9 protein-coding genes are annotated in these 16,167 nt (G+C 71.5%); 5 read left to right on the forward strand and 4 right to left on the reverse strand.

All coding sequences use genetic code 11. From position 1 onward, the window contains the following. Positions 1–39: 39 nt before the first annotated feature. Positions 40–543, reverse strand: coding sequence for a MarR family winged helix-turn-helix transcriptional regulator (locus ACYVOO_RS34650; protein WP_461019765.1), 504 nt, complete (start codon positions 541–543; stop codon positions 40–42). A 260-nt stretch (positions 544–803) separates the two neighbouring features. Between ACYVOO_RS34650 and ACYVOO_RS34655 the strand changes: the two genes are divergently transcribed. Beyond that, on the forward strand, positions 804–1,652 hold the full coding sequence (locus tag ACYVOO_RS34655) for a lysozyme (protein ID WP_461019692.1): 849 nt from the start codon (positions 804–806) through the stop codon (positions 1,650–1,652). Positions 1,653–1,896: 244 nt separating this feature from the next. Here ACYVOO_RS34655 and lon read toward each other — a convergent pair whose 3' ends face one another. Beyond that, the gene (gene lon, locus ACYVOO_RS34660) at positions 1,897–4,308 is read right to left on the reverse strand and encodes an endopeptidase La (protein ID WP_461019693.1); all 2,412 of its coding nucleotides are present in this window, start codon (positions 4,306–4,308) and stop codon (positions 1,897–1,899) included. Between the two features lie 235 nt (positions 4,309–4,543). Here lon and ACYVOO_RS34665 point away from each other — a divergent pair, with 235 nt between their 5' ends. The 4 genes from ACYVOO_RS34665 (at position 4,544) to ACYVOO_RS34680 (ending at position 11,481) form a co-directional block, all read left to right on the forward strand. Then, positions 4,544–5,254: a spermine/spermidine synthase domain-containing protein gene (locus tag ACYVOO_RS34665; protein ID WP_461019694.1), complete on the forward strand. Its 711-nt coding sequence runs from the start codon at positions 4,544–4,546 to the stop codon at positions 5,252–5,254. Positions 5,255–5,342: 88 nt separating this feature from the next. After that, a complete protein-coding gene (locus ACYVOO_RS34670; RefSeq protein ID WP_461019695.1) occupies positions 5,343–6,122 on the forward strand; it encodes a response regulator transcription factor in 780 nt (259 codons plus the stop codon). 26 nt (positions 6,123–6,148) lie between these two features. Next, complete coding sequence (locus tag ACYVOO_RS34675; RefSeq protein WP_461019696.1) at positions 6,149–7,345, forward strand: HAMP domain-containing sensor histidine kinase; 1,197 nt, start codon at positions 6,149–6,151, stop codon at positions 7,343–7,345. Between the two features lie 284 nt (positions 7,346–7,629). Further along, the gene (locus tag ACYVOO_RS34680; RefSeq protein WP_461019697.1) at positions 7,630–11,481 is read left to right on the forward strand and encodes a multifunctional oxoglutarate decarboxylase/oxoglutarate dehydrogenase thiamine pyrophosphate-binding subunit/dihydrolipoyllysine-residue succinyltransferase subunit; all 3,852 of its coding nucleotides are present in this window, start codon (positions 7,630–7,632) and stop codon (positions 11,479–11,481) included. A gap of 162 nt (positions 11,482–11,643) precedes the next feature. On the opposite strand, the gene fxsT is transcribed toward ACYVOO_RS34680, so the two are convergent. Together fxsT and ACYVOO_RS34690 are read right to left on the reverse strand one after the other, a co-directional pair. Then, positions 11,644–14,661: an FxSxx-COOH system tetratricopeptide repeat protein gene (fxsT, locus tag ACYVOO_RS34685; protein ID WP_461019698.1), complete on the reverse strand. Its 3,018-nt coding sequence runs from the start codon at positions 14,659–14,661 to the stop codon at positions 11,644–11,646. Between the two features lie 68 nt (positions 14,662–14,729). Next, on the reverse strand, positions 14,730–16,130 hold the full coding sequence (locus tag ACYVOO_RS34690) for an aKG-HExxH-type peptide beta-hydroxylase (RefSeq protein ID WP_461019699.1): 1,401 nt from the start codon (positions 16,128–16,130) through the stop codon (positions 14,730–14,732). Positions 16,131–16,167: the final 37 nt, after the last annotated feature.

Below are 16,167 nucleotides of genomic sequence, written 5' to 3' on the forward strand. Positions count from 1 at the left end.
GGGGCGGCCCGGTGACGTGACGGGGCGCCGCGGGGCGCGTTACGCGCTCTCGGGGTCCGTCGCCTCCGGGTCGGACTCGGCCGTGCCGTTGAGGCGGTGCAGCAGCCGGGCCAGCTCCGCGATCTCGGCGGGGTCCCAGGCGGCGAGCTTGCGCCCGTACTCGGCCCTGCGCGCGTTGCGCACCCGCGTGAAGCGCTCCCTGCCCTCGGGGGTGAGCTGGAGCAGCGAGGCCCGGCCGTCGGCGGGGTCGGGGGTGCGGGCGATGAGGCCGAGGACGTCGAGCGCACGCAACTGGCGGCTCATCGTCGCCTTGCCGACGCCGAAGTAGGCGGCCAGGTCCGTGGCCCGCTGCGGCCCCGCGTCCTCCAGGCGCACGAGCAGCCCGTAGGCGGCGGGCTCCAGCTCGGGGTGCACCTCGCGGGCCATCTCGCCGGAGGAGGCACGGGCGCGGCGCAGGAAGACCGCCAACTCGCGTTCCAGATCGAGGAACTCGGAGGCATAGGTGTGCCCCTCGGAGTGGTCCACACCATCCTCGGGCTTCATCGCGGGGTCGTCCTGGGTCCGGGCCTTGTGCACGTCAGCGCCCTCTCCGGCGTTTACCGTCAAGAAAGTTTCTGCCAGCGGCAGGGATCGTCGCAGCTCCGCCAGTATTTCGCAGGAGTAGACCAACGGCACCACCCGGGCGCCCTTCCCACCCCTTGTCTACGCGCGTACGTTCACCTGACATGCCCATACCACGGGCATGCCGGACCACCCGCACCGCCCCCATCTCTCCACCCCCACAGAGGTCTTCGGAGGCAGCGATGCCCAGAACCGGATCCCGCACCATCCGCCGCAGACGCGGCTTCCTCAGCGCGGCGGGGGCCCTCCTCGCCGCGATCGCCCTCCTCCTCGCCCTGCCGGGCGCGGCGGCGGCAGCCCCCCACGACGATTCGCCGATCAAGCCGGGCGAGGCGTGGATGGGCGCCGGCGTGCAGCAGCACGAGGGCGACCCCACCGACGGCACCCCGCCGCCGACCCTGGCCGCGACGGTGGAAGGCGTCGACGTCAGCAGCCACCAGGGGAACGTCAACTGGTCGTCGCTGTGGAGCAGCGGCGTCAAGTGGGCCTACGTCAAGGCAACCGAAGGGACGAGCTACAAGAACCCGTACTTCACCCAGCAGTACAACGGTTCGTACAACATCGGCATGATCCGCGGCGCCTACCACTTCGCGCTGCCCAACAACTCCAGCGGCGCGAGCCAGGCCAACTACTTCGCCACCAACGGCGGCGGCTGGAGCAAGGACGGCAAGACGCTGCCCGGCGTCCTGGACATCGAGTACAACCCGTACGGCGCCACCTGCTACGGGCTGAGCCAGAGCGCCATGGTGAGCTGGATCCGCGACTTCACCACGACGTACAAGGCACGCACCGGCCGCGACGCGGTCATCTACACGACCACCAACTGGTGGTCGCAGTGCACCGGCAACAACAGCAGCTTCGGCTCCACGAACCCCCTGTGGATCGCCCGCTACGCCTCCTCGCCCGGCACACTGCCTGCGGGCTGGGGCTTCTACACCTTCTGGCAGTACACGTCGTCAGGGCCGATCGTGGGCGACCACAACGTCTTCAACGGCGCGTACGACAGGCTCAAGGTACTGGCGAACGGCTGACGGCTGACGGCTGACGGCTGACGGCTGACGGGTAGCAGCTATCAGATAACAGATGACGGATATCAACTAACAGATTTCATCATTTGTCATCCGTCACCTCGCCCCCTCGCCAACCCCCCACACACGAAGCGGGTGGCCCTCCCCTTGGGGAGGGCCACCCGTCGTCACCGGCCGCGGCCGTCACACCACGGCCGGAGTCCTCCGGCGCGGACCGGGCCGGGCCCGCACAGCACCCGCGCCCGCGTCACGCCGCCACCGGCACCTCCGCGACCCCCGCGCCCGCCTCCGCCGGGGTCAGCGCCAGCTCCAGCACCCGGCGCACGTCCGAGACGGGGTGGACGTCGAGGCCGGCCAGCACCTCCTCGGGGACGTCGTCCAGATCGGGCTCGTTCCGCTTCGGGATGATGACCGTGGTCACCCCCGCCCGGTGCGCCGCCAGCAGCTTCTGCTTGACGCCGCCGATGGGCAGCACCCGCCCCGTCAGCGAGACCTCGCCGGTCATCGCCACGTCAGGACGCACCTGGCGCCCGCTCAGCAGCGAGGCCAGCGCCGTCGTCATGGTGACGCCCGCACTCGGGCCGTCCTTGGGGACGGCGCCCGCCGGGACGTGCAGGTGGATGCCGCGCTCCTTCAGATCGCCGACGGGCAGTTCCAGCTCGGCGCCCCGCGAGCGCAGGTAGGAGAGCGCGATGTGCGCGGACTCCTTCATCACGTCGCCGAGCTGTCCCGTCAGGGTCAGGCCCGAGGCGCCGGTCTCCGGGTCCGCGAGGGACGCCTCGACGAAGAGGACGTCGCCGCCCGCGCCCGTGACCGCCAGCCCCGTCGCCACTCCGGGCACCGCCGTGCGGCGCTCGGCCGGGTCCTGCGCGGACTCGGGCGTGTGGCGGGGCCGCCCGATCAGCTCGCGCAGCGCGTCGGCGCCGACGGTGAGCGGCAGCTTCTGCTCGCCCAGCTCGTGCTGGGCCGCCACCTTGCGCAGGACGCGGGAGACGGCGCGCTCCAGGTTCCGTACGCCCGCCTCGCGGGTGTACTCGCCAGCGAGCCTGCGCAGTGCCTCGTCGTCGATGCCGACCTCGTCCGCCGCCAGGCCCGCGCGCTCCAGTTGCCTGGGCAGCAGGTGGTCGCGGGCGATGGTGACCTTCTCGTCCTCGGTGTACCCGTCGAGCTGGACGACCTCCATACGGTCGAGCAGCGCCTCGGGGATGGCCTCCAGGACGTTGGCCGTGGCGAGGAAGACCACGTCCGAGAGGTCCAGCTCGACCTCCAGGTAGTGGTCGCGGAAGGTGTGGTTCTGGGCGGGGTCCAGGACCTCCAGCAGGGCAGCCGCGGGGTCGCCGCGGAAGTCGGAGCCGACCTTGTCGACCTCGTCGAGGAGGACGACCGGGTTCATGGAGCCGGCCTCCTTGACGGCCCGGACGATGCGCCCCGGGAGTGCGCCCACGTACGTGCGGCGGTGGCCGCGGATCTCGGCCTCGTCGCGGACGCCGCCGAGCGCGACCCGGACGAACTTGCGCCCCATGGCCCGCGCGACGGACTCGCCGAGCGAGGTCTTGCCGACGCCGGGCGGGCCGACGAGGGCGAGCACCGCTCCCCCGCGCCGTCCGCCGACGACGCCGAGCCCGCGTTCGTCGCGCCTCTTGCGCACCGCGAGGTACTCGGTGATGCGCTCCTTCACGTCCTGGAGTCCCGCGTGGTCCTCGTCCAGGACGCGCTGAGCCCCTGAGATGTCATAGGCGTCCTCGGTGCGCTCGTTCCAGGGCAGTTCCAGGACGGTGTCGAGCCAGGTGCGGATCCAGCTTCCCTCGGGGGACTGGTCGCTGGAGCGCTCCAGCTTGTCGACCTCCTTGAGGGCCGCCTTCTTCACGTCGTCCGGGAGTTCGGCGGCCTCGACGCGGGCGCGGTAGTCCTCGCCCTCGTCCTCCGGATCGCCGTTCAGTTCGGCCAGTTCCTTGCGGACGGCCTCCATCTGGCGGCGCAGCAGGAATTCGCGCTGCTGCTTGTCGACGCCTTCCTGGACGTCCTTGGCGATGGACTCGGCCACGTCCTGCTCGGCGAGGTGTTCGCGGAGCGCCTCGGTGGCGAGGCGGAGCCGTTCGACGGGGTCCGTGGTCTCCAGGAGCCTGATCTTCTGGTCCGTAGTGAGGAACGGGGAGTATCCGGCGTTGTCCGCCAGGGCGCCCACGTCCTCGATCTGCTGCACGCGGTCCACGACCTGCCAGGCGCCGCGCTTGCGGAGCCAGTCGGTGGCCAGCGCCTTGTACTCCTTCATCAGCTCGGCGACCTGGCCGGGCACGGGGTCAGGCGCGGCCTCCTCGGCCTCGGTGCCCTCGACCCAGAGCGCGGCGCCTGGCCCTGTGGTGCCGGAGCCGATGCGGACGCGGTGCAGGCCGCGGATGAGGGCGCCGGGGTCGCCGTCGGCGAGGCGGCCCACCTGTTCGACGCGGCCGAGCACGCCGGTGTCCGCGTAGTTTCCGTCGACGCGCGGGACGAGCAGCACCCGTGGCTTCTCGCCCCGGGGCGCGGCTGCCTGTGCGGCCTCCACGGCGGCCCGTACGTCGCTGTCGGACAGGTCCAGGGGCACGACCATGCCCGGCAGCACGACCTCGTCATCGAGGGGCAGCACCGGCAGGGTGAGCGTTGCGGACGTCGAAGCCATGATCTCTCCCTCGGCAGGCAAGTTGAGCTATGTGGACTCAATGCTCTGGGAGGTGTGGATGTTCCCGCCCCGGAGGCGTGTTCGCTGTGAGCAAACGCCCCACCCCGCCGGGTCCCGGACCCCGCCCCACCCCGTCCCGGGTCAACACGGCGCCCCGCCGTGGGCTTCCCGTCGCCCCCGGAGGCGCCCGTAAACCACCCGCGCGAGCCCGCACGCCGCTGCGAGGATGGCGCCCATGCCGTTCCCGAGCCCTCACCCCGACACCACCACAGGACCCGTCGTCCTGGACCGTCGCGAAGGCCCCTACGGGGAGGTCGTCCTGCGGCGGCACGGCGAGCTGCTCCAGATCATCGCCAACGGGTGCTTCCTCATGGACACCTCCGACGGCCGCTCCGAGCGCCTGCTCGTGCGCGCCGCGCTGGACCGCCTGGACCGTCTCGCCCCTGGCACGGACGCGCCGGCACTGCTGATCGGCGGCCTGGGCGTGGGCTTCTCGCTGGCCGAGGCGGCGGCGGAGCCGCGCTGGGGACGCGTCACCGTCGTCGAGCGCGAGGAGGCGGTGATCGACTGGCACCGGGGGGACGGCCCCCTGTCGGCGGTCACGGCGGAGGCGCTGCGCGACCCGCGCTGCGAGGTCGCGCACGACGACCTGCTGTCCCATCTGCGCGCGGCCCCCGGACGCTACGACGCGGTGTGCATGGACGTGGACAACGGGCCCGGCTGGACCGTCACCGAGGACAACGGCTCCCTCTACGCGCCGTCCGGGCTCGCCCTGTGCCGCGAGGCGCTGCGGCCCGGCGGAGTGCTGGCCGTCTGGTCGGCCCAGCCCTCCCCCACATTCGACGACACATTGCGGAATGCCGGATTCACAAGGGTCCGTACCGAAGAGATCAGCGTCGCCCGAGGCGTCCCCGACGTGGTCCACTTCGCAACCAAACCGGCGTAGCCGCAGCCCACACGAGGCCCTTACGCTGCTGCCACACGCACACGAACAAGCCACAACACACCGCGGCGCACAGCAGGGGCGGGGCCGAATGGACCAGAAGAACACAACTCAGACACAAGGCAGCACGGCAGCCGCCGCAGCCACCCCTGGTGCCCAGCGCCGCATCCTGGTCGTCGAGGACGACCCGACGATCGTGGACGCGATCGCCATGAGGCTGCGCGCCGAGGGCTTCCAGGTGCAGACGGCGGGCGACGGGCCCGCCGCCGTGGACACGGCGGAGGCATGGCAGCCGGACCTCATCGTCCTCGACGTGATGCTGCCGGGCTTCGACGGGCTGGAGGTCTGCCGCAGGGTGCAGGCCCAGCGCCCGGTGCCGGTGCTCATGCTCACGGCGCGGGACGACGAGACCGACATGCTGGTCGGCCTGGGCGTCGGGGCCGACGACTACATGACCAAGCCGTTCTCCATGCGCGAGGTGGCGGCCAGGGTGCACGTACTGCTGCGCCGCGTCGAGCGGGCCACCCTCGCCGCGCACACGCCGCGCAGCGGGATACTCCGGCTCGGCGAGCTGGAGATCGACCACGCGCAGCGCCGGGTCCGGGTCACGGGCGAGGACGTGCATCTGACGCCGACGGAGTTCGACCTGCTGGTGTGCCTGGCGCACTCGCCGCGCGCGGTGCTCTCGCGGGAGCAGTTGCTCGCCGAGGTGTGGGACTGGGCGGACGCCTCCGGCACGCGCACGGTCGACAGCCACATCAAGGCCCTGCGCAGGAAGATCGGAGCCGAGCGCATCCGTACGGTGCACGGCGTGGGATACGCGCTGGAGACTCCGTCGGCCTCCCCGGCGTCCACCGCCGACGGATCCTGACGGCGACGGCACAGGGGCACTGGGACATGACCGACCTGGCCGGGCTGTCGCGGTCCCTGCGGACCCCCCTCGTACGCCTCGCACGCCGCGTCAGAGCGCGTGTCGAGCGCGACTGGGAGGAGAAGTGGGGGCCGCGCTGGGGCCCCGTGCTGCGCCGCGTCTGGGCGCGTGTGTGGGAGTGGCTGAAGCCCCTCGACCCGTACCGCTCGGTGAAGGCCGCGCTGGGCGCGCTGGTGATCGTCTCCGTGGTGATCACGACGCTGCTCGCCCTGTTCGCCGTCTATTCGGCGACCGAGCTGCGGGTGATCACGATCTTCTCGATCATCGCGTCGCTGCTGGTCACGCAGTTCGTGGCGCAGGCACTGACGGCGCCGCTCGACGAGATGACCGAGGCGGCGCGCGCCATGGCCGACGGGGACTACTCGCGCCGGGTGGGGCAGGTGCGGCGCGACGAGTTCGGGGAGCTGGCCGAGACCTTCAACCGGATGGCCGCCGATCTGGAGGCGGTCGACCAGCACCGCAAGGAGCTGGTCGCCAACGTCTCGCACGAGCTGCGCACCCCCATCGCGGCGCTCCGCGCCGTACTGGAGAACGTCGTGGACGGCGTCTCGGAGGCCGATCCGGAGACGATGCGCACCGCGCTCAGCCAGACCGAGCGGCTGGGGCGCCTCGTCGAGCACCTGCTCGACCTCTCGCGGCTCGACAACGGTGTCGTACCGCTGCACTCGCGCCGCTTCGAGGTGTGGCCGTATCTGGCGGGCGTGCTCAAGGAGGCGAACATGAGCAAGGGCTCCGGGCACGCCCGTACGGACGTCCATCTCCACCTGGACGTGTCACCGCCGGAGCTGACCGCGCACGCCGACGCGGAGCGGCTGCACCAGGTGGTCGCCAATCTCATAGACAACGCGGTCAAGCACAGCCCGCCGCACGGCCGGGTCACGGTCAGGGCGCGCCCCGGCGAGGGGGTGGAGAGCCTGGAGGTCGAGGTGCTGGACGAGGGCCCCGGCATCCCGGCCTCGGAGCGGCACCGGGTCTTCGAGCGGTTCAGCCGTACGCAGGGCGCCAAGGGCGGGCAGGGCGCGGGCGACGGGGGCACGGGGCTCGGTCTCGCCATCGCCCGCTGGGCCGTCGATCTCCACGGCGGGTGGATACGGGTGGCCGAATCCCCTCGGGGCTGCCGCATCCAGGTCACCCTCCCGGGGCTGGGAAAGGCACCCGGTTGACGTAAGCTCGAAGCCGAGGTGCGGTGGTGACACCGCAGGAAGCGCCCGTGACGCGGGATGTTCAGCGCCGACGCGAGATCCGTGACGCCGGAGAACCGGCCCACGGTTCCGGGCGCTGGGCAAAACCTTGTGTGTTTCCCGCCAAATCCTGGGCCGAAACCAGGCTTCGGATGTGACTTGCACGACGACAGGGCCATGCGGACTGCACCTCACGGCAAGAGGGGCGTAGCCTTTATTTCCGCTGTCCACCATCTTTAGGAACGCGGAAGAGGGCGGTTGCCGCCGTGTCGTCACAGTCCCCCAACAGCTCGAGCGTCTCGACCGATCAAGAGGGCCAGGGCAAGGACCCTGCCTCTGTTTTCGGACCAAACGAGTGGCTCGTCGACGAGATCTACCAGCAGTACCTCCAGGACCCGAACTCGGTAGACCGAGCCTGGTGGGACTTCTTCGCCGACTACAAGCCAGGTTCTGGCTCGGCGAGCGAGCCGGAGGGCGGGGAGACCCCCGCCGCCCAGGGCTCGGCTCCGGCATCGCCGGGCACCACCAGCGCCTCCGACGGAGCGGGCAAGCAGGCGGGCACGGGTGTTCCCGCGCCGTCTGCGGCTCCCGCCGCGCCTGCGGCGCCCGCGCAGCAGGCCCCGGCTCAGGCTCAGGCCGCGCCGAAGGCCAAGGCCGCGGCGCCCGCGCAGCCGAAGCCCGCAGCGAAGGCGGCGCCGGCGAAGGGCTCCGAAGCCGCTGACGAGGCTCCGTCGGGGCCCGAGTACCAGCAGTTGCGCGGCCCCTCGGCCGCCGTCGCGAAGAACATGAGCGCCTCCCTGGAGCTGCCCACGGCCACGTCCGTGCGCGCCGTTCCGGTGAAGCTGCTGTTCGACAACCGCATCGTCATCAACAACCACCTCAAGCGCGCCCGTGGCGGCAAGGTGTCCTTCACGCACCTGATCGGCTACGCCATGGTGCAGGCGCTGAAGGCGATGCCGTCGATGAACTACTCCTTCGCGGAGAAGGACGGCAAGCCGACGCTGGTCAAGCCGGACCACGTGAACCTCGGTCTGGCCATCGACCTGGTGAAGCCGAACGGCGACCGGCAGCTCGTGGTCGCCGCCATCAAGAAGGCCGAGACCCTCACCTTCTTCGAGTTCTGGCAGGCGTACGAGGACATCGTCCGGCGGGCCCGCGAGAACAAGCTCACGATGGACGACTTCTCCGGGGTCACGGTCTCGCTGACCAACCCCGGCGGCATCGGCACCGTCCACTCCGTGCCGCGCCTGATGCCAGGGCAGAGCGTCATCATGGGCGTCGGCGCGATGGAGTACCCGGCGGAGTTCCAGGGCACCTCGCAGGACACCCTGAACCGGCTCGGCGTCTCGAAGGTCATGACGCTGACCAGCACGTACGATCACCGCGTCATCCAGGGGGCCGCCTCCGGCGAGTTCCTGCGCCAGGTCGCCAACCTGCTGCTCGGCGAGAACGACTTCTACGACGAGATCTTCAAGGCCCTGCGCATCCCGTACGAGCCCGTGCGCTGGATGAAGGACATCGACGCGTCGCACGACGACGACGTCACCAAGGCGGCCCGGGTCTTCGACCTCATCCACTCCTACCGGGTGCGCGGCCACATCATGGCGGACACGGACCCGCTGGAGTACAAGCAGCGCAAGCACCCTGACCTCGACATCAACGAGCACGGGCTGACGCTGTGGGACCTGGAGCGCGAGTTCGCCGTCGGCGGCTTCGCGGGCAAGTCGATGATGAAGCTGCGCGACATCCTGGGCGTGCTGCGTGACTCGTACTGCCGGACCACCGGCATCGAGTACATGCACATCCAGGACCCGAAGGAGCGCAAGTGGATCCAGGACCGCGTCGAGCGGTCCCACGACAAGCCCGAGCGCGACGAGCAGCTCCGCATCCTGCGCAGGCTGAACGCGGCCGAGGCGTTCGAGACGTTCCTCCAGACCAAGTACGTCGGCCAGAAGCGCTTCTCGCTGGAGGGCGGCGAGTCCGTCATCCCGCTGCTGGACGCGGTGCTCGACGCGGCGGCCGAGTCCCGGCTGGACGAGTGCGTCATCGGCATGGCGCACCGCGGCAGGCTGAACGTCCTGGCGAACATCGTCGGCAAGTCGTACGCGCAGATCTTCCGGGAGTTCGAGGGCAACCTCGACCCGCGGTCGATGCACGGCTCCGGCGACGTCAAGTACCACCTGGGCAACGAGGGCACCTTCACCGGTCTTGACGGCGAGCAGATCAAGGTCTCGCTCACCGCCAACCCCTCCCACCTGGAGGCCGTGGACCCGGTCGTCGAGGGTGTGGCCCGCGCCAAGCAGGACATCATCGGCAAGGGCGGCACGGACTTCACGGTCCTGCCCGTCCAGCTCCACGGCGACGCGGCCTTCGCGGGCCAGGGCGTGGTGGCCGAGACGCTCAACATGTCGCAGCTGCGCGGCTACCGCACCGGCGGCACGGTGCACATCATCATCAACAACCAGGTCGGCTTCACGGCGGCGCCCGAGTCGGCGCGCTCGTCGATGTACTCCACCGACGTGGCCAGGATGATCGAGGCCCCGATCTTCCATGTGAACGGTGACGACCCGGAGGCCGTGGTCCGCGTGGCGCGGCTGGCCTTCGAGTACCGCCAGGCGTTCAACAAGGACGTGGTCATCGACCTCATCTGCTACCGCCGCCGCGGGCACAACGAGACGGACAACCCGCACTTCACGCAGCCGCTGATGTACAACCTGGTCGACAAGAAGCGCTCGGTGCGCAAGCTCTACACCGAGTCGCTGATCGGCAGGGGCGACATCACCCTGGAGGAGGCCGAGCAGGCGCTCCAGGACTTCCAGGGCCAGCTGGAGAAGGTGTTCACGGAGGTCCGCGACGCGACGACGGAGCCGGGTTCGCCCGAGGTCCCGGAGCCGCAGGCCGAGTTCCCCGTCCACCTGGACACCAGCGTGAGCCAGGAGGTCGTCAAGCGGATCGCCGAGTCGCAGGTCAACATCCCGGACCACGTGACCGTCCACCCGCGGCTGCTGCCGCAGCTCCAGCGCCGCGCGGCGATGATCGAGGACGACACGATCGACTGGGGCATGGGCGAGACCCTCGCCATCGGCTCCCTGCTGATGGAGGGCACCCCGGTCCGCCTGGCGGGCCAGGACTCGCGCCGTGGCACCTTCGGCCAGCGGCACGCCGTGCTGCTGGACCAGAAGACCGCGCAGGACTACACGCCGCTGCTCTACCTCTCCGAGGACCAGGCCCGCTACAACGTCTACGACTCGCTGCTCAGCGAGTACGCGGCGATGGGCTTCGAGTACGGCTACTCACTGGCCCGCCCCGAGGCGCTGGTCATGTGGGAGGCGCAGTTCGGTGACTTCGTCAACGGCGCGCAGACGGTGCTGGACGAGTTCATCAGCTCCGCCGAGCAGAAGTGGAACCAGACGTCCGGTGTGACGCTGCTGCTTCCGCACGGCTACGAGGGCCAGGGCCCGGACCACTCCTCGGCCCGGATCGAGCGGTTCCTCCAGCTCTGCGCGCAGAACAGCATGACGGTCGCCATGCCGACGCTCCCGTCGAACTACTTCCACCTGCTGCGCTGGCAGGTCCACAACCCGCACCACAAGCCGCTGGTCGTCTTCACCCCGAAGTCGATGCTCCGGCTCAAGGCGGCGGCGTCGAAGACGGAGGAGTTCACCACGGGCGGCTTCCGCCCCGTCATCGGCGACACCCACATCGCCTCCGGCGAGGGCGACCCGGCCGAGGTCCGCAAGGTCGTCTTCTGCTCCGGCAAGGTCTACTACGACTTGGACGCCGAGCGGCAGAAGCGCGGCGCCAAGGACACGGCGATCATCCGGCTGGAGCGGCTGTACCCGCTGCCCGGCAACGAGATCCAGGCCGAGATGGCGCGCTTCCCCAACGCGGAGAAGTACGTCTGGGCCCAGGAGGAGCCCGCCAACCAGGGCGCGTGGCCGTTCATCGCGCTCAACCTGGTGGACCACCTGGACCTGATCATCGGCTCGGAACCGGTGCCGAACGCGGACCGGCTCCGCCGGGTCTCGCGGCCCTCCTCGTCCTCCCCGGCCGTCGGCTCGGGCAAGAGGCACCAGGAGGAGCAGGCCCAGCTCGTCCGCGAGGTCTTCGACCTCTGATCCGGCGGTCGTGACCTCGCGGTCATGACCTGGTGGGCACGACAGGGGCCCGGTCCCGCGCGTGAGGCGCGGGGCCGGGCCCTTTGTCGTACGGGGTGCGTGTACGGGTCGCCGTACGGGTCGCGGCCCCTCGTCGCGTCGCGAGGGGCCGCCGTCCTGCCGTCAGCCCAGGTAGGGCTCGAAGTCCCAGTAGGGCCGCACCCGCTGGCGGGCCGAGAGGGTGTGGGTGTGCTGGGCACCCAGGGAGCGGGTCAGGCGCTGGAGCGCGTCCTCCTCGACCTTGCCCGCCTCGTCCCGCTCACGCAGCGCCCGCAGGTCCCCGGCAAGGGCGATCTCGCAGGAGAGCGTCAGCGGGTGGTCCGAGCCGAGCATCTGACGGGAGCGTCGCAGCGTGTCCCTGGACAGCTCGCACGCCTCCTCCAGGCGCCCGGTGAAGTTGCGCCCGCCCGCCGTGTTCAGGGCGCAGCCCAGCGTCCAGGGGTGGTCGTCCCCGAGGAGGGTGCGCAGGCCCACGAGGGCCTGCTCGAACATGTTCAGCGCCCCGTCCCTGTCGCCCTCGGCCTGGAGGACGAGGCCCGTGTTGGACTGCATGCCCGTGGGCACCGGGTGGGCCTGGCCGAGCAGTGCGCGGTAGCCGTTCTCCGCCTCGGTGATCAGATCGCGGGCCTGGGAGAGGTCGCCGTGCTCCCGCAGGTAGTTGCCGAAGTCGGTCAGCAGGGCCAGCGTGGTGAAGTGGCCGCGGCCGTGCGCCTGCTCGTGCTGCTCCAGCAGGGCGGCCAGCATGCCGCCGATGTCCTGCGGGGTGCTGGCGGCGCGGCGCAGGCACAGGGCGAGGTTGTGGCGTGCCCAGAGCGTCTGCGGGTGCTGTTCGCCCAGCACCTGGACGTGCAGCCGCATGCCCAGCTCCTGGCGGGCCAGCGCCTCCTGGTAGCGGCCCATGAGGCGGAGGTCGCGGGCGCAGGCGGTGCCGGAGTTGAGGGTGGCCGAGTGGCGGGCGCGCAGGACCTCCTCGCGCCTGCGGAGGGTGTCGAGGTCGATCTCGTACGCCTCGCTGTAGCGGCCGAGGAGGCGCAGCCCCACGCCCAGGTTGTGCTGCGCGTTGAGGGTGGTCCACTCCTCGGGGCCGAGCAGCCGGTGCGCCGTGGTGACGACCTCGCGCTGCACCTGGAGCGCCTCCGCGTACTGCCCCAGATAGCGCTGGTCGGAGGCGAGGCAGTTGGTGGCGAGCATCAGGGCGATGTCACGCCCGTCGGCGGAGGCGCGCAGCCGCTCCAGGACGGAGCGGTCCAGTTCGTACGCCTCGCGGAAGCGCCCGCTGGAGCGGAGGATGGAGCCCTGCTGGGCCGCGAGGTCGAGCATGGGCTGTGCCTGCGGTTCCATGATGCGCGACCAGCTGTCGCGCACCTGCTCGGCCAGTTCGGCCCCGGCCCGGAACTCGCCGCTGGAGAAGCAGTAGCGCAGGCAGTGCAGCACGAGGGCCTGCACGCGCCCGTCGGTGCTGCTCAGCGCACCGGACGGGCCCAGGTGGGGCATGAGTTCGGCGTAGCGGGGCCACTGCCTGCTGTCCATCGGGTCGCCCGGGTCGGCCTCGGCGAGCAGCCTGCGCACGACGCGGCGGTAGACGCCCCGGTCCTCGCGCCCGGTGAGCTGGCCGACGATGCTGTGCACCAGGCGGTGCATGTGGACGGACTCCTGCTGCGGACCCGGTTCGCCGACGGAGCCGCTGCGGGCCTCCCTGGTGACCACGGAGTAGTTGACGAGGGAGTCCAGCGCACGCGCCCAGTCGGGCAGGTCAGAGGTGATCCAGCGCAGGTTCTCGGGCAGCTCCGTGGCCGAGAGCCCGCGGGCGAGTCCGATGGGGATGCGGCCCGGCGCGAAGGACGTGCACAGCAGGAGCAGTTCCACCGTGCGGGGCTCGGACTGGCGCAGCTTGTTGAGCATCATCGACCAGGAGGCGAGCGTCGGCTGCGGATAGCCTTCGGTCCCCGACTCCTCGTCGAGGGGGACGATCTCGCCCTCGCGCACCTTGCGCAGATACTCGGCGGCGTCCATGTGGGACTCGCCCAGCCAGGCGGCGGCGTGGGCGAGCTGGAGCGGCACGTCCTGGAACTCGACGGCGACCTCGTCCGCGTCCTGGGCGCTCAGGTGCGGGGCGCGGCGCATCAGATACCCCGTGGACTCGGCCCGTTCAAAGCTGGGCACCTCGACCACGTCCGTCGAGGAGCCCCAGGCGCGGTTGCGGGAGGTGATCAGGACGTGTCCCGAGCCGCCCCTCGGCAGCACCTTGGTGGCCTCCTCGACGTCCTCCCAGCCGTCGAAGATGACGAGCCAGCGCCCGTAGGGCTCGCCCCTGCGCAGTGCCTCGCGCACCACGCGGATGCGCTCGCCCGGCTCGGAGCCGGAGCGGAGGCCGAGCTGGGGTGCCAGTTCGCCGAAGCGCTCGCGCTGGGTGCCGCGCTGGTCCGAGTTGACCCACCAGACCACGTCGTAGTCGGAGCTGAAGCGGTGTGCGTACTCGGCGGCGAGCTGGGTCTTGCCGATGCCCGACATCCCGACGAGGGTGCACGCCGAGGCGCCGCGTGCCGCGTCCATGAGGGTCTGCTGCATGCGGTTGAGCAGTTCGTCGCGCCCGGTGAAGCGGGGGTTGCGGCGCGGGACCTCGCCCCACACGGCGGGCGGGTCGTTCGGATAGCGGGAGCCCGCGCCGTCAGGGACCTGCCTGGAGGTCGCCATGGGCAGTTCGAGCCTGGTCAGCAGCCTGCGCTCGGCCTCGGCCTCGCCGACGCCCCACAGATCGACCGGTTCCAGGACGGCGGTGGCGGGCAGCAGGGAGCGGTTGGTGAGGTTGACGGCGGCGAACCGCTCGGCGTTGTCCGCGACGTAGCCGCGCAGCACGTCGTTCCACTCGCCCTCACGGCGGGGGCCGAGCTGGAAGAACCAGTCGCTGAGGACGAGCAGCACCCGTCCCGTGGCGAGCTGGAGATCGCCGAGCGCGTCCTCCAGCCGCTGTTCCCTGGACGGGTCCCAGCGCTGGAGCGTCACCCGGTGACCGTGGCGCTCCAGTGTGTGGGCGATCCAGGTGGCCCAGGGCCGGTGATAGCCGGGAAAGGCCACCACGACGTGTGCCGCCGGCCCCTGCTCCCGTGCACCGCCCTCGCCCTGCCGCCGCTGAGCGACCATGCGCGCGTCTCCCTCGTTGTGTGCCCCCGCGGCATCCGGTGATGACGCGTTGGCGATATTACCGAAAGTCACCCATGTGTGACATACCGTTGGCGGCGGCGAAGTGGTACGCCGCGCTGCCCCAGGCTCAGCAGATGACGCTCCATCCCTATCGCGAACTCACGGCCCGTGCACGTCAGTTGGCCGGACTCCAGGAGGATCGGCAGCGCTTCGGCCACCTGCTCGCGGTACTCCTCGCGGTGGCCCCGGGCGGCGGCGCGGGCCGCGGGGGTCGCGCCGGGGCGCTCGGCGATCCTGTCCCACAGGTCGGCGAGCGCGAGATGCGCGTAGGTGCCCTGGAGTACGCCGCTGAAGGGCCGCGGGTCGAGGCGCCAGGCGACGCGGTACACCGCCTCCTCACCGGCGTGGTGGAGCGGCGCGAGGTCCCCGAGGACGGCGAGTTTGCTGTGCTGGATCTCGTGGACGAGCACCTCGGCCATGTCCGGGGCGCTGTCCGGCAGTCCGGTGAGCACGGCCCAGGGCGCGGCACGCAGGGTGGCGCTGGAGACTCCACCGGGTGACGGGTCCAGCGGCACCAGCGCGCGGGTCAGCGAGGCGACTTCGGCGGCCCGCGCTGGGTCGGCGGACTCCAGCAGCGCCAGCGCGGAGCACCAGCGCGTCAGCCAGGGCCCGGCCGGGGTGCCGCGCGCGCCCTCGCCGCCTCGTGCGCGGGCCCCGCCGCGCGGCACGGGGCCGCCCCGGCCCCTGAGGCGGTACGGGCCTGAGTCGTCCAGCCTGGCCCTGCTGCCCGGCAGAGTGCTGAGGCCGCGCCAGCCGACGCCCGCCGCCCTGCTGTACGGGCGCGTCAGCAGCAGTCCGCTGCGGCGGCCCTCGGGGGTGAGGCGCAGGCTGCGCGGCCCGGCGACGAGGCGTACGCGCGGCGCGTGGGCCTCGTACGTGCCGATACCGGGGAGGACGAGGCGCCCTTCGTCGGTGGGCAGGGTGATCCGGAATCCGGTGCGGGCGTGGAGGGCGACGGCGACGGCGACGGCCCCGAAGCGCAGGAGTGCCTGTTCGAAGGGTTCGCGGGACGGGGCGAGAGCGGAGGGGCCGGAGGGGGCGGGGGTGTCCGGGGCTCCGGGGGGCGCGGGTGTCGCAGGGGGCGCGGGTTTCACGGTGTCCCCGTAAGGACCGGCCTCCCCCTGGGGCCCAGCCGCACCGTGCGTCGGGTCGGCGACATCGGTGTTCAGCGCGTGCGCCAGCCAATCGCCGACGGCCGGGTAGGCCAGCGCCTCCCTGACCTCGGCGGGGCGACGGCTCTCGGCGCGTTCCAGCAGTTCCCAGTGCTGCGCGAGCCGTTCGCGCGCGCAGTCGCCGAGCCCGGCGCGCCCGGCGCGGTCGAGCAGCGACTTCAGCAGCACCAGGCGGTGGCTGTGCAGCCCCGCGTGCAGCAGCGCGAGGTCGGCGGGGCCCGGCCGGGTGCGGGACATGCGCGCCAGGGTCCCGGAGTCCACGGCAAACGTGTTC

It is taken from the genome of Streptomyces daliensis (genome assembly GCF_054782395.1).